Consider the following 13,291-nt stretch of genomic DNA (forward strand, 5'->3'; position numbering starts at 1 on the left):
TAACTTATGATGAATCGAGTTGTATTAATCGGTAGATTGACAAAGGAGCCAGAATTATACTACACAAAGCAAGGCGTCGCGTATGCACGAGTATGTGTTGCGGTGAATAGAGGTTTTCGAAATAGTTTAGGTGAGCAGCAAGTAGATTTTATTAATTGCACGATATGGAGAAGGTCAGCTGAGAATGTAACTGAATATTGTACGAAAGGCTCACTTGTTGGAATTACCGGACGTATTCATACGAGGAATTACGAGGATGACCAAGGAAAGAGAATATATATAACGGAAGTAGTGATTGAAAATATTACATTTTTGGAGAAAAGGCGGGAGGGGGCATCACAATAAGAGGGCTTAGTAGTATAGCCCTCTATCATTTTTGATTGATACCTTCCCAAACAACATCTAATTGTTGATTGAGTGTATTTTTCGCGTTTATTTCATTAGCATGTAATAGTGAATGGGACATTAAAGTATAAAAATAAGTACTCATAATAGTAGAAGTGATAATATGTATATCCCATTGACTGTTTAATTTTCCTGTTTCTTTCGCCTCTGTAATAATTGAAGACAAACCTTCTTGTAGCTGCTGTATACTTTTCACTTCATTTTCTACTAAGTAATTAGACTTTATAATCTCAAAGATGGCATGCTTCATTAAATCGCCATGTCCAGTAAAACGGTCTAGTAAGTCTCCTAGAACAAGTTTAATTCTTTCTTTTGGATGTTCTACATTTTCATATGTTTTTAAACTTTCATTCCATAGTTCAATTTGAGAATCACCTAAAAATAATAATATGTTTTCTTTTTTCGGAAAGTAATTGAAGAACGTTCCTTTTGCAATCCCGCATGCAGTAGTAATATCTTGAACCGTTACATTTTGGTACCCGCGTTCTTGGAAGAGTTGTACTGCTTTTAGGAATATAAGTTCTTTTAATTCTTTTTTTCTCGTTTCTCTCAGCATATAATCTACTCCTAACACAAACAATTATATCTGTTTAATAGATAATCTCAAATAAAATCTTACTTCATGATTAAGTTTATTGTAATTGAAAGAAGGATAGAGAATACTGTTTCTTATTTTTGTTATAAATGAAAGTTGTATAGTTCATGTGCTTGCCTTTCAGAAATCCATTTCGGCATACGTTTCATTACTTTGTTTCTTACTATAGTTAAGGGTTTACTTTCTATTTGCGCCATTTTTCCAACTTTCCATGCAGTGTTTGAGATTTTTTCAATTCTATCTCGTCTTTTTTGTTCATATTCCATAAATGCTTGACGATAATGAGCATTATTCTTAATACATTCAGCCAAAATAATCGCATCTTCAATCGCCTGACAAGCACCTTGGCCTAAATTAGGAGTAAGAGCATGGGCAGCATCCCCAATAAAGACGATGCGTTTTTCAAAAAACTGATTCATTGGCGTAATGTCTACAATATCACGATGAATTATATGAACGTCCGATGCATTATTTAATATAGATGGTATGGGATTGTGGTAAGATTTGAAATGATTATATAAATCTGCTGTTGTGTAAGCCTTGTATTTTGGATCTCTAGCTTTCGCATTTATAAGCGCATACCAGTATACTTCGTTATTTGGTAGAGGGACGATACCAAATCTACCGTTTGTTCCCCAAGTTTCAATAAAATCGTTTGTTAAAGAAATGTTATTAGTAGGAGTTACGCCGCGCCAACATGTATATCCTGCATAACGATAATTATCCCTTTGTGTTACTTGTTTTCGAACGACAGAATGAATACCATCGGCAGCAATGAGTATATTGCCAAATGCTTCACTACCATCTTGAAATACTATTTTTAAGGCGTCTTCTTCATTTCGTTCTATTTTTACACATTCTTTTCCCCATTCGATAGTATCGTCTTGTAGTTCAGAAAGTAGTAATTGATGTAAATCTTTTCTATGAATAGAGTACATTTTTGGATAACAAGCTGGGATAATCAATTTATTGAAAATAGTTCCTTTTTCGGATACAAGCTTAAAGCCGTCACTTTCGTTGCCGAATTTTTTTATTCTCTCAGAAATTCCGTATGGTTCAAGTGCTTGCATTGCATTCGGAGCAATGATAATACCTGCATCAGCAACAGTAGGCTCAGTATTTTTATCATATACTGTTACTTCTATTCCTATCTTTTGTAAGGAAATTGCTGCACATAGACCAGCAATACCGCCACCAATAATTATGACATTGTTCATTTGTTATCACTCCACCTTTGAATGACTTTGTTCATAAAATGACCACGGTCATTTTATGAGTTAAGGTTAATCCCTTTTTATGTAATTGTCAATTATACTTTTAACTATAGTTATGGAACGATTAGGTGAAAATAGAATGAATGAAACTTCCCAGCAATGTAGAAAAGTAAATAGTAAAATTAAGCATCCGAGTAGGAGTATAGAGTGATAACATGTTACAATACAGCTAAGAACATGCAATAAAGGAGAGTTTTTTACGTGAAGATTAAAGCAATTGAACCGACGCCAAGTCCAAATACAATGAAAGTTATTTTGAATGAAGTATTACCATCAGGAGCACGTAATAATTATACAAATGAAAATAAAGAACAAGCACCAATGCAAGTGCAAGAAATTTTGAAAATTGAAGGCATTAAAGGTGTATATCATGTAGCCGACTTTTTAGCAGTGGAGCGAAATGCGAAGTATGACTGGAAAGTTTTATTACAACAAGTTCGTGCTGTTTTCGGTGAAGAAGTAGTAGAAGAAAATGAAGAACAGCAACTTGCTCATTTTGGGGAAGTGAAAGTGTTTGTTCAAATGTTCTTTACAATTCCAATGCAAGTAAAGTTAACAGATGGAACGACAGAAGAACGTGTTGGTTTACCAGATCGTTTTAAAGAATCAATTATGAAAGTGCAAATGTCTGCACCAAACGTTGTAAAAGAGCGTAAATGGGTGGAACAAAGTACACGTTACGGTAACTTGGAAGAAATCGGGAAAGAAGTAGTAGAAGAGATTGTTGCTGCTTATCCAGAAGAACGTGTAAATGAAACGGTCAAAGAATTATTAAATCAGGCAGGTGCTGTTGAAGTAACGATTCAAAAGCGTGAGCCATATAAAGTAACAGAAGAGATGATGAAAGATGCTGACTGGAAAAAACGTTTCGCAGCATTAGAACAAATGGATCCTACTGAAGAAGATATTCCAGTGTTGAAGATGGCGTTAGATGATGAAAAAGTTTCGATTCGCCGTTTAGCAACAGCGTATTTAGGTATGGTAAAAGGTGATGAAGTGTTGCCGTTATTATATAAAGCGCTATTAGATCGTTCAGTAAGTGTTCGCCGTACAGCGGGCGATTGCTTATCAGATGTAGGTAATCCGGCGGCGATGTTCGTTATGATTAAATCTCTGAAAGATTCAAGTAAATTAGTACGCTGGCGTGCAGCTATGTTCTTATTTGAACTCGGAGATGAAAGTGCGATTCCGGCATTAAAAGCAGCGCAAGATGATCCAGAGTTTGAAGTAGCGATGCAAGCACGTCTAGCATTAGAGCGTATTGAAGGTGGAGAAGAAGCAAAAGGTTCTGTATGGAAACAAATGACGGAGTCTCGTAAAGGGGAATAATGTATGATTATTTTCTATGATAGTTGGTGCCCGATGTGTACGGCGGTTGCAGAACGTACGAAAAAATTAGATAAAAAGGGTAAGATGAAATTTGTTTCATTTCGAGATGAAGATGTAGTTGAGAAGTATGAACTTTCTCAAGAACTACAAAGCAAGATGGAACAAAGATTATATATTTTAAAAACTAATAAGTGGTATGAAGGAATTCATAGCATACATGTATTAGCAAAGGCTGTTCCATCTTACTGGTTTGCTGTTCCTTTTATAAAACTATCTATCATGCTCGGATTTGGAAGTAAAGTATACGATTATATCGCTAACAATAGAAAACTTGTCCCAGTTGGACATTGCCGTGAAGGGGTTTGTGAAATCCCTACAAAAAAATGAAATCATCGTTATCTTTCTTTTGCACCTAGTAATAGAGCGTGATATGATGAATTTGGAATGAAAGTTGAAGGAGAGATTACAAGATGTCAAATGCTTATGAAGAATACATGCGCCAAATGGTAATCCCAATGCGCCAAGAATTAGTGCGTTCTGGATTTGAAGAGTTAACTACAGAGGAAGCTGTAACAGAATTTATGGAAAACGCAACAGGTACAACTTTAGTAGTTGTAAACTCAGTTTGTGGATGTGCAGCTGGTTTAGCACGTCCATCAGCAGGTCAAGCGGTTGTTCGTGCTGAAAAACAACCTGATCATCTTGTAACTGTATTCGCAGGTCAAGATAAAGATGCTACTGCAAAAATGCGTGAATACTTCGGAGAAATTCCTCCATCTTCACCATCTATGGCATTATTAAAAGGAAAAGAAGTTGTTCACTTCATTCACCGTCATGAAATTGAAGGTGCAACTATGGACGAAATTATTACGAACTTAGAACAAGCTTTCGAAAAGAATTGCTAAAGAAGGGGGAGAGTAAATCTCCCTCTTTTCTTTATATAGAGGTGAAACAATGATAGTAACAACAGCAGGAAGAACGAATAAAGAAATGACAGATTATGCAAAGCAGGTAGCCACAGAATTAAATCGTTCATTCGTTAAACGTAATGATATACCAGTACATAAACTACATGAGCAGTATGAACAAGATGTACTTGTCGTAGGCAAAAAACGATTAGCCATTTACCCAAAAGGAACGGAGGAGTCGTTTTTCTTTCATCCAAACTCAGCGATGTTTCGTGTGAAAAGATTAATGCGCGGAGAACACGATCCGTTTGTACAAGCTACGCAATTAGAGAGCGGAATGACAGTGTTAGATTGTACGCTCGGTATGGCATCAGATAGTATTGTAGCTAGTTATATTGTTGGTAAAAGCGGAAAAGTAACGGGACTTGAAGGCAATGAGTATATGGCTTATATTATGGGAAATGGTTTGAAAACATGGTCTTCATCTGTTTCTGAAATTGATGAGGCAATGCAACGAATTGATGTGAAGCAAACGGAGCATTATGCATTTTTAACACAATGTGAAGACAATAGTTATGATGTTGTGTACCTTGATCCAATGTTTGAAGAAACTGTTATAGAATCAGATGGAATAAAAGGATTAAAACACTTCGCTTTGTATCATGATATTACTGACGAAACAATTGCAGAAGCGAAGCGTGTGGCGAGAAAGCGTGTCGTTCTGAAAGATCATTTCCGTAGTTCTAGATTTGAAAAACATAATTTTCACGTATACAAAAGAAAAAGTGCTAAGTTTCACTTTGGTGTAATTGACCCTTGCTAATTGTTTGAAAAGATGTATAATAAGCAATAATTAATTAAATATACTGTCGGTGATGAAGAGAGTAGTCTTTTTTAGAAGGAAAGCGAGCTAGGGATGGTGTGAGCCTAGTGCGGAAGGAAAAGATGAAGCGCACTTCGGAGATGCTTCTTGAACGAATAGTAGAGTAAGCCGAGGCCCCCTGTCCTCGTTATAAACGGGAAAGTGGTTCGTAATGAACAACAAGGGTGGTACCACGGGTTTAAACTCGTCTCTTTTTTAGAGACGAGTTTTTTGTGTTTAAAAAAATAAGGAGGTTATATAGCATGGATTATAAAACGCAGTTTGCGGAAAGTTTATCCGATATTTTTACGAATGAATTAACGCAAAATCAAATTTTAGATTTAATCGAAACGTCGAAACAAGATGAATTCGGTGATGCAGCATTTCCATGTTTTTCACTTGCGAAGCAATATAAAAAATCACCAGCTATTATCGCAAAAGAAGTTGCGGAGAAATTAAGTGATCCATTTTTTACGAAAGTAGAGGCTGTTGGTCCTTATGTAAATGTGTTTTTTAATCGTGAAACGGTAAGTGATGATGTATTAAAAACGGTTTTAGCGAAGAAAGAAGAGTACGGTCAAAATCACTTTGGTTGTGAAAAAACGGTAGTTATCGATTATTCCTCTCCTAATATCGCGAAACCTTTTTCAATGGGGCATTTACGTTCTACAATGATTGGAAATTCACTGAAACATATCGCTGAAAAATGTGGTTATGAAGTTGTAGGAATTAATTATATTGGAGACTGGGGCACACAGTTTGGAAAGTTAATTACCGCTTATAAAAAATGGGGAAATGAAGCAGTAGTGAAAGAGGATCCAATACGTGAACTATTTAAGTTATATGTGCAATTCCATGAAGAGGTAAAAGACGATGAAGAATTAGAAGAAGATGGACGCGCTTGGTTTAAGAAGTTAGAAGAAGGTGATGAAGAAGCTGTTGAGCTTTGGAATTGGTTCCGTCACGAATCTTTAAAAGAATTTTCTCGTATTTATGAACTTCTCGGTGTTGAATTTACTAATTTTCAAGGAGAAGCTTTTTATAATAATTTGATGGAAGATTTTATTGGGATTTTAGAGGGGCATGATTTGCTTGAAGAGTCAGAAGGCGCGTTAGTCGTTAATTTAGAAGAAGAGGGAATGCCGCCTTGCTTAATTAGAAAATCCGATGGTGCAACGATTTACGCAACACGTGACTTAACGGCAGCGTTATATCGTCAAAACACATATGCATTTGATAAAGCGTTATATGTTGTTGGCCCAGAACAAAGTTTACATTTTAATCAATTTTTCACTGTATTAAAAAAGCTTGGCTACAATTGGGTTGACGGCATGGAACATGTACCGTTTGGGTTCATTTTAAAAGACGGTAAGAAAATGTCGACACGTAAAGGAAGAGTTATTTTACTCGAAGAAGTACTTGAAGAAGCAATAGACCTTGCAAAACAAAATATTGAAGAGAAAAATCCAAATTTAAAACAGAAAGAAGAAGTAGCGAAGCAAGTCGGTGTTGGCGCAGTTATCTTTCACGATTTAAAAAACGAGCGTATGCATAATATCGAATTCTCATTAGAAAACATGCTGAAATTTGAAGGTGAAACAGGACCGTATGTACAGTACACACATGCACGTGCGTGCTCTATTTTAAGAAAAGAAAGTGTAGAATTTGAAACGTGTACATTTGCATTAAAAGATGATCATAGCTGGAGCGTCGTAAAATTATTGAATAAATTCCCTCAAATAATTGAAGCAGCCTTCAACAAAAATGAGCCATCAATCATTTCAAAATATGTATTGGATGTAGCACAATCGTTTAATAAATATTACGGTAATGTTCGTATATTAGAAGAGAGCGAAGAGAAAGACAGCAGACTCGCATTAGTGTATGCTGTGACGGTTGTATTAAAAGAGGGATTACGTTTACTTGGGGTGGAGGCACCTGAGGAGATGTAATATAGTAGTAAACTGACAAACCAGGTCTAGTATGAACCTGGTTTGTTTTTTATTTGGATATATAATTTTTTTGCAAAATCAATTAAAATCTTTTTAGAGAGGAGGATTTATATTGATTCGAAATATGATTTTACAAATTCCTTGTCATAGAAAAGCGGAAAGAAGTTTCTTTAAACTACAAAAATACATACCTTTATGTGCGCGTTGTACAGGCATGCTTATCGGTATTTTAATGTTTCCGATTTATTTTTATATAGCACCTTCATTTCTTTTGGCAATAATACTATCATTTTCTGCTCAAGTTCCGTTACTTATTGATGGATTCACTCAAAAGTGGAAATGGAGAAGTAGCACAAATTTACTAAGAGTAACTACTGGTGTATTAAGCGGTAATGGTATGGGGTTATTTGTTTCATCAAGTGTTATTTGGATATTATCTTAAGGCATATAGTAACGGAGGTATTTACATAGATGTTCTGGATCTACTTAATTCTAATTTTTATTTCAGCCGGAAGTGGAATAGGTTTTATTATCCAAAACAAATATACAGAAGCAATAATAGCTTTTGTAATTTGCACACTACTGATGGGGCTACTATATTATTATCTTAAAAGAAACAAAAAAAAGAGAAAGTCAGATTGTAGCGATGTAGACTGTACGGATTGTTTAGATTGTGATTGTACAAATTAAATTTCTAATTATCTACTTTTCTTCCAAATAAAAAGGCTAGCGTATTGTTAAAAATACACTAGCTTTTTTGCTTTGAAAATTTAAGAATAGTGTAGGAATACGGCTATTATATAGAGAACTTTAGTTTTGTATATAAAAGGGGGCGTTAAATTTGGAAACGTACGACTAGAACAGTAAACTAACATATTTGAAAAATACAAGAGATTTATATTATAACGACGATTATGTAAGCTTTTTAGTAAATACAGTTTGGAAGATTCATAAGCCCGTACAAATCATTGATTTCGGTTGTGGATATGGTTATTTAGGTTTAGTATTAATGCCATTACTTCCAAAAGGTTCAAAGTATACTGGCATTGATAGTGGAGAAACATTACTTGCTGAAGCGAGAGAGTTGTTTCGTTTACTTCCATATGAGACACAATTTCTTGAGGGAGATGCTACAGAAATTGAATTGAACGATACATATGATATAGCAATCTGTCATGCCTTCTTATTACATATGAGTTCACCAAAAACGATGCTACAAAAAATGATGCTTCTTTAGTATATGCTCCGAATATGAAAATTACATTTGGTGACGTAGAATGTTGAAAGATAGCTATATGTTGAAGGGTGTCATTATTTGTCGATAAGTCGATATACACCGTATAATCGCTGATATATTTTGAAAATCGTCGATATATTTCAAGAATCGCCGATATATTTGAATTATCGCCGATATAATTTCATGTACTGATTTCCGCTTCCGAAAGATAAGATCCGCATGTTACGTTATTCCTTATAATTAAATAAAATACGGAGAAAAACAATCATTTTTACTATATTTTGTTATAAATTCGAATAATATTAAATAATACTATCAATTATAGGAGATTTTAGTTGAATACCTACAATATGATGTGTAAAATCTAAGCAAGTAGCAGTGCAAATAATTATTCGAGGTGAATACATGCTAGATTTTAAGCAGTTAGATGCTTGTTTGAAAGACAAGAGATTTATAGATGGATTACAGGAAATAAATAATGAAATTTCATATATAAAAGAAAAGAATACTTTATCTTATGTGAAGAATTGGCTTGCTAGTGTTCCTTCACATAAGGAGTTTGATATATTAATACGTCTTACTGATGAAGGGCTTATGCACCAATACAGTTCATTCCTCATTCGCTACGCTTATAAAAAATTCCCAAATATGAGAACGCTCTCTTTATATTGTGATGAGTTAATTGATGAGCGGAAAATACTTGAAGTAGAACAGTTGTTAAAAGATTCATTAGAAGAGGTAAATAAAGAAGAGATAGAAGTTGATCTTTTAGCGAAAACATATTTTACGTTAGTACGATGTTTGCTAGAAATGAAACGAAATGAAGAAGCTCTTTTTTATATGCAAAAGGCAGAGGAGTACAGTACACGAGCTGTATTTGATAAATGGGGCTACGTGTATATGCATACAGGTGAATGGGAGAAAGCAGAAGAACAATTTAAAGCTGGCATCCAGCATAAAGATTGTGAAGAGTTATCTACCTATTTATTATCACAGTTATATGCGAATAAGGGAGAACAAAAACGTGCATTACAGTTAATTGATGATGCGATTGTAAAGTTCCCGCAAGTACCATATTTCCATTTTGAAAAGGTGAAATATTTATTAGATTTAGGGAAGTATGAAGAAATGTTAGCGGTAATAGATAACATAAATAAGCAGCTTCCTTATCATGCGTATAAAACTTACTTTGTACATTTACGTGCAGAAGCGCTTTACAAAATGAATAAACTTGTAGATTTACAACAATTATTAAAAGAAGAAAAAAGTTTAAAAGAATCTTTATATCATAATTTAGAAAAAAATCCGGATGGCAAAAAGGTTCACTTACCGATAGTTCCGATTGTACAAAAAGATAATTATTGTGTGCCGACAAGTTTAGAAATGATGTTACAGTTATGGGGAGAAAAACGTACACAAGATGAAATAGCAGAGTTTATTTTTGATATGACAGGATCCAAGTTTTCAGATACTGTTTCTTATTTAGAAGAATTAGGTTATGAATATCGTTATTTTAAAGGGAATGTAGAAAATTATAAGAGACTGTTAGATCAGGGGATTCCCGTTTTATTAAGTATAGATATTGAGCATGCTTCACATGTGCAAGTGCTAGCTGGATATGATGATACGTTACAAGCTTTTTATGTTCAAGATCCGAACTTTATCGAACCAGTTATTGTGGAATATAGTAAGTTGCAAGAAAAATATCGTTATACAGGGTGTTTAGCGATTACGTTTGTTCCGAAAGAAAAGAAGGAACTACTATCATTTTTAAATGAAGAAGAACATCATTATTTTAAATCTATTTTTTCTTTAACAGATCATTTGGATGAACAAGATAAAGAGGGGATTCATGACTTAGTACAGTTTTTAAAAGGGACGAGTGATAATCCGAATACGTGGTTATATACGGTTAAGCACTTAGATGTTGAAGTAGATAACGAGTTTATTATATCTTGTATTGAAAAGCTAATGGAGAAGTTTCCGAACTCAGATTTTGTTAAATTACATGGTGCACAGTGCTTTATTCGCCTTGAAGAGTTAGAAAAAGCTGGGCACATGCTTGCGAGTGTTGAGAAGAAAAATAATCGTGCCTTATATCATTTAATAAACGGAAGGTATGCTTTTGAGCAGGAAAGTTATATAGAAGCAATTTCAAGTTTTCGTTCCTCGTTACAATTAGACGCGGATCAGCCGATTGCTTGGAGTTTTCTCGCTTTATCGTATATGTATATCGATCAGTCTGAAAAGGCGTTGCAGTTTTCTCAAGTAGCTTTAGAGCGTAGTCCTGAAAGATTCACTTTAACGAATCACGGGTTAATATTAATAGACCTAGAAAGGTATGAAGAAGCATATGAAATCTTTAATGATCTATTAAGAGAGTATAAATATGAGGCCCATGTATGGTATGAGCGAGCGAGATGTGCGCATCATTTAGGGAAATTACATTTAGCGATAAAAGGGCTTAAAGTAGCGATCCATTTGGATAGTAATGCACCTTACATTTATACGAAACTTTCGGAAATATACGAGTCTGATTTGAAGGATGAGGAAAGCACGAAAGAAATTTTATTAAAAGGTATTGAGAATTGTGACGATAAGGCACCTCTATACGTAAAACTCGGTGACTATCATTTTCAAAATGATAGTCTGGAAGAAGCGGAAACATTGTATACTCGTACTTTAGAAGAAAATCATGATGATGTTTATTCTCATTTCGGACTTACGCAAGTTTATATGGCAAGAGAACAATATAAGGAAGCGAAAGAATATATTCTCAATATTGAAAAACAAATTGAAAAGAGCCAAGATTTCCTTATGAACGCGGGAATGGTTTTATGGGATGCTGAGGTTGAACTTGGTGGAAGTGAAGAAGGATTTAAAGTAGCATTGTTTAAGTTAGAGAGTGGTATAAAGCAGAGCGAATATAATGTAGCAAGTGCGTTAGATGAATATGTGAATCGAATTAAAGGAACCGTATTTGTACAACGAGGAATAGCATTCTTAAGAACGTTACAAAAAGAAAGAAATGACGTAAGTGAATATGGTTGTTATACAGGTATTTTATATGAATCGATTGGACAGTACGGCCAGGCGATGAAAAGATATAATAAGGCGATAGAACAAAAAGAAACGGCATTACCGTATTACCGAATTGGTGAAACACTTATGGCATTAGGACAATTGACGGAAGCAAAACAAGCGTATGAAACATGTTTAGAGCTTGATGGGAATTTCGTTGGTGTACATTTACAGCTTGCGGAAATATACGAAAAAGAAGAAAACCGTTCTAAAGAACAAAGTCATATGGTTCAGGCGATGAAAGAAGAGCCATTGCACATTAATATGGAATATTTGGCACAGCTTTCAGTAGAAATGAATCTTCAGAAAGAGTTGCTGACTGAGCTAGAACAATTAGCGGACGAAGTACCTGAAATATGGCGATTAGATGCGATTGCATATGTGTATGGAGCGATGGATGAAATAGATAAAGAACAAGAACAGATTGAATATGCGCTACAACTAGATAGTGAGCATGCAGAAGTTCTATATCATTATGCAAAAGTATTAGTGAAAAAAAGAAATGCAAAAGCAATTGAAATTGCGATAAAAGTGATACAAAAAGATGTGAATAATGAACGTATATTTGATGTATATGTAAAAGCGATAGAACAACATAAGAAATGGTCTAACATACGAGATTTTCTTCATACATTAAAAGTGAAAAAAGCTGAAAGAAGTATGGCATTTATGTATGCAGCATCTGCGGTGACGGAAAGATGGATTGAACGTCAACAAAATGAACAGCCGAAGAAATCCATAATTACAAGAGCTTTTTATCGCATGAAAAACCGTGCGAAAGAAATTTCGATTATTACTACAATCATTGATTTATATGAAATCTCATTAAAGTTAAATCCAAAAAATAGTATGGCAGCGCAGCGATTTGCACTATTTTACGAGAATGTGGCGATGTATAAAGAGGCGATAGATGTATTGCAAACATCATTAGAAAGTAAATGGGATTACGATGTAGCGAAGCAACTTGTAAATCTTTTCATAGAGTGTGAGGAAGAAGATAGGTTACGGGATGCTTCAGAATTAACGAAGCAAATGGTTCGAGAGTTACCAGATGATTATGATACGCTTCTTTTACAAGCACAAGTATTCTTTAAAATGGGAGAAGAAAGAAAAGCAGAAAAGATTACTTTACAATTAACGGAGCAAACACCGTTTGTAAGTAGAGCGTTTCTTGCTTTAGGAGAAATATATCAAAGTCAAGAACGGTTTGAAGAGGCATTTCATGTATTAGAAAATGCTTCTATACATCATCCGAATGAAACAGCAATTCTTCTTTCTTTAGCATCTTCTTATCATGGTGCGGGCCAAACAATAAAGGCAGAAAAAATAGCAAATGAAGCATTAAAAATTGATGCGAGTGATTTGTTAGCGAGATACGATCGTGCTTGTTATTTAGCACAGTTAAACAGAAATGAAGAGGCGAAGGAAGAGCTTGAAATTGTACTTCGTGAGGATGAGTCAGGATTTTTTGCTGAACTTATCGAGGATAATGAAAATTTAGCAGTATTGCGAGAATTTGAAAAGTAATTGTATAAGAATAGCGAAAAAGGATATAAATAAAATATATTTCGAATTAGTTGACAATTTATTGACCAATGGCATAAAATAACTTTTAACAAAGTATACAAATCTGAAGACGAGAAAGAGT

The 13,291-nt window shown here is 34.5% G+C and carries 11 protein-coding genes, 1 pseudogene and 2 other annotated features (1 of these 14 cut by a window edge); of the genes and pseudogenes, 10 read left to right on the plus strand and 2 right to left on the minus strand.

Annotated features, from left to right (window positions below; genetic code table 11):
• Positions 1 to 6: 6 nt before the first annotated feature.
• Positions 7 to 345, plus strand: a complete 339-nt coding sequence (locus tag AAG068_RS10485; RefSeq protein WP_342719220.1) for a single-stranded DNA-binding protein — start codon at positions 7 to 9, stop codon at positions 343 to 345.
• 25 nt (positions 346 to 370) lie between these two features.
• On the opposite strand, the gene AAG068_RS10490 is transcribed toward AAG068_RS10485, so the two are convergent.
• Together AAG068_RS10490 and AAG068_RS10495 are read right to left on the minus strand one after the other, a co-directional pair.
• Entirely contained in the window at positions 371 to 961 is a 591-nt protein-coding gene (locus AAG068_RS10490) for a TetR/AcrR family transcriptional regulator (RefSeq protein WP_342719221.1), read from the minus strand.
• A 122-nt stretch (positions 962 to 1,083) separates the two neighbouring features.
• Positions 1,084 to 2,217 (minus strand): FAD-dependent oxidoreductase, encoded by a 1,134-nt coding sequence (locus AAG068_RS10495; RefSeq protein WP_342719222.1) that lies wholly within the window; start codon positions 2,215 to 2,217, stop codon positions 1,084 to 1,086.
• A 258-nt stretch (positions 2,218 to 2,475) separates the two neighbouring features.
• Here AAG068_RS10495 and AAG068_RS10500 point away from each other — a divergent pair, with 258 nt between their 5' ends.
• The 9 genes and pseudogenes from AAG068_RS10500 (at position 2,476) to AAG068_RS10540 (ending at position 13,170) form a co-directional block, all read left to right on the plus strand.
• On the plus strand, positions 2,476 to 3,603 hold the full coding sequence (locus AAG068_RS10500; protein ID WP_342719223.1) for a conserved virulence factor C family protein: 1,128 nt from the start codon (positions 2,476 to 2,478) through the stop codon (positions 3,601 to 3,603).
• A 3-nt stretch (positions 3,604 to 3,606) separates the two neighbouring features.
• A complete protein-coding gene (locus tag AAG068_RS10505) occupies positions 3,607 to 3,990 on the plus strand; it encodes a thiol-disulfide oxidoreductase DCC family protein (RefSeq protein ID WP_342719224.1) in 384 nt (127 codons plus the stop codon).
• An 83-nt stretch (positions 3,991 to 4,073) separates the two neighbouring features.
• A complete protein-coding gene (locus AAG068_RS10510) occupies positions 4,074 to 4,508 on the plus strand; it encodes a BrxA/BrxB family bacilliredoxin (RefSeq protein WP_098387880.1) in 435 nt (144 codons plus the stop codon).
• Positions 4,509 to 4,557: 49 nt separating this feature from the next.
• Positions 4,558 to 5,334, plus strand: coding sequence for a class I SAM-dependent methyltransferase (locus AAG068_RS10515; RefSeq protein ID WP_342719225.1), 777 nt, complete (start codon positions 4,558 to 4,560; stop codon positions 5,332 to 5,334).
• Positions 5,335 to 5,374: 40 nt separating this feature from the next.
• Positions 5,375 to 5,589, plus strand: a binding site (T-box leader).
• Positions 5,590 to 5,636: 47 nt separating this feature from the next.
• Positions 5,637 to 7,325, plus strand: coding sequence for an arginine--tRNA ligase (argS, locus tag AAG068_RS10520; protein WP_342719226.1), 1,689 nt, complete (start codon positions 5,637 to 5,639; stop codon positions 7,323 to 7,325).
• 112 nt (positions 7,326 to 7,437) lie between these two features.
• Complete coding sequence (locus AAG068_RS10525; protein WP_342719227.1) at positions 7,438 to 7,767, plus strand: DUF2085 domain-containing protein; 330 nt, start codon at positions 7,438 to 7,440, stop codon at positions 7,765 to 7,767.
• Between the two features lie 29 nt (positions 7,768 to 7,796).
• Positions 7,797 to 8,015 carry a hypothetical protein gene (locus AAG068_RS10530; protein ID WP_342719228.1) on the plus strand — a complete coding sequence of 73 codons (219 nt, stop codon included), beginning with the start codon at positions 7,797 to 7,799 and terminating at the stop codon, positions 8,013 to 8,015.
• A 187-nt stretch (positions 8,016 to 8,202) separates the two neighbouring features.
• Positions 8,203 to 8,553 (plus strand): annotated as a pseudogene (locus AAG068_RS10535) (methyltransferase domain-containing protein); the annotation flags it as partial.
• A gap of 414 nt (positions 8,554 to 8,967) precedes the next feature.
• Positions 8,968 to 13,170, plus strand: a complete 4,203-nt coding sequence (locus AAG068_RS10540) for a tetratricopeptide repeat protein (protein WP_342719229.1) — start codon at positions 8,968 to 8,970, stop codon at positions 13,168 to 13,170.
• 97 nt (positions 13,171 to 13,267) lie between these two features.
• Positions 13,268 to 13,291: a binding site (T-box leader), on the plus strand (it continues 216 nt past the right edge of the window).

It is taken from the genome of Bacillus paramycoides, assembly GCF_038971285.1.
Taxonomy (GTDB): Bacteria; Bacillota; Bacilli; order Bacillales; family Bacillaceae_G; genus Bacillus_A.

What these genes read in the sequence shown, in the direction of transcription:
- AAG068_RS10540 (WP_342719229.1), top strand. Translation starts at nt 8,968, where the DNA reads ATGCTAGATTTTAAGCAGTTAGATGCTTGTTTGAAAGACAAGAGATTT.
- AAG068_RS10485 (WP_342719220.1), top strand. Translation starts at nt 7, where the DNA reads ATGATGAATCGAGTTGTATTAATCGGTAGATTGACAAAGGAGCCAGAA.
- AAG068_RS10510 (WP_098387880.1), top strand. Translation starts at nt 4,074, where the DNA reads ATGTCAAATGCTTATGAAGAATACATGCGCCAAATGGTAATCCCAATG.
- AAG068_RS10515 (WP_342719225.1), top strand. Translation starts at nt 4,558, where the DNA reads ATGATAGTAACAACAGCAGGAAGAACGAATAAAGAAATGACAGATTAT.
- AAG068_RS10505 (WP_342719224.1), top strand. Translation starts at nt 3,607, where the DNA reads ATGATTATTTTCTATGATAGTTGGTGCCCGATGTGTACGGCGGTTGCA.
- AAG068_RS10495 (WP_342719222.1), bottom strand. Translation starts at nt 2,217, where the DNA reads ATGAACAATGTCATAATTATTGGTGGCGGTATTGCTGGTCTATGTGCA.
- argS (WP_342719226.1), top strand. Translation starts at nt 5,637, where the DNA reads ATGGATTATAAAACGCAGTTTGCGGAAAGTTTATCCGATATTTTTACG.
- AAG068_RS10490 (WP_342719221.1), bottom strand. Translation starts at nt 961, where the DNA reads ATGCTGAGAGAAACGAGAAAAAAAGAATTAAAAGAACTTATATTCCTA.
- AAG068_RS10530 (WP_342719228.1), top strand. Translation starts at nt 7,797, where the DNA reads ATGTTCTGGATCTACTTAATTCTAATTTTTATTTCAGCCGGAAGTGGA.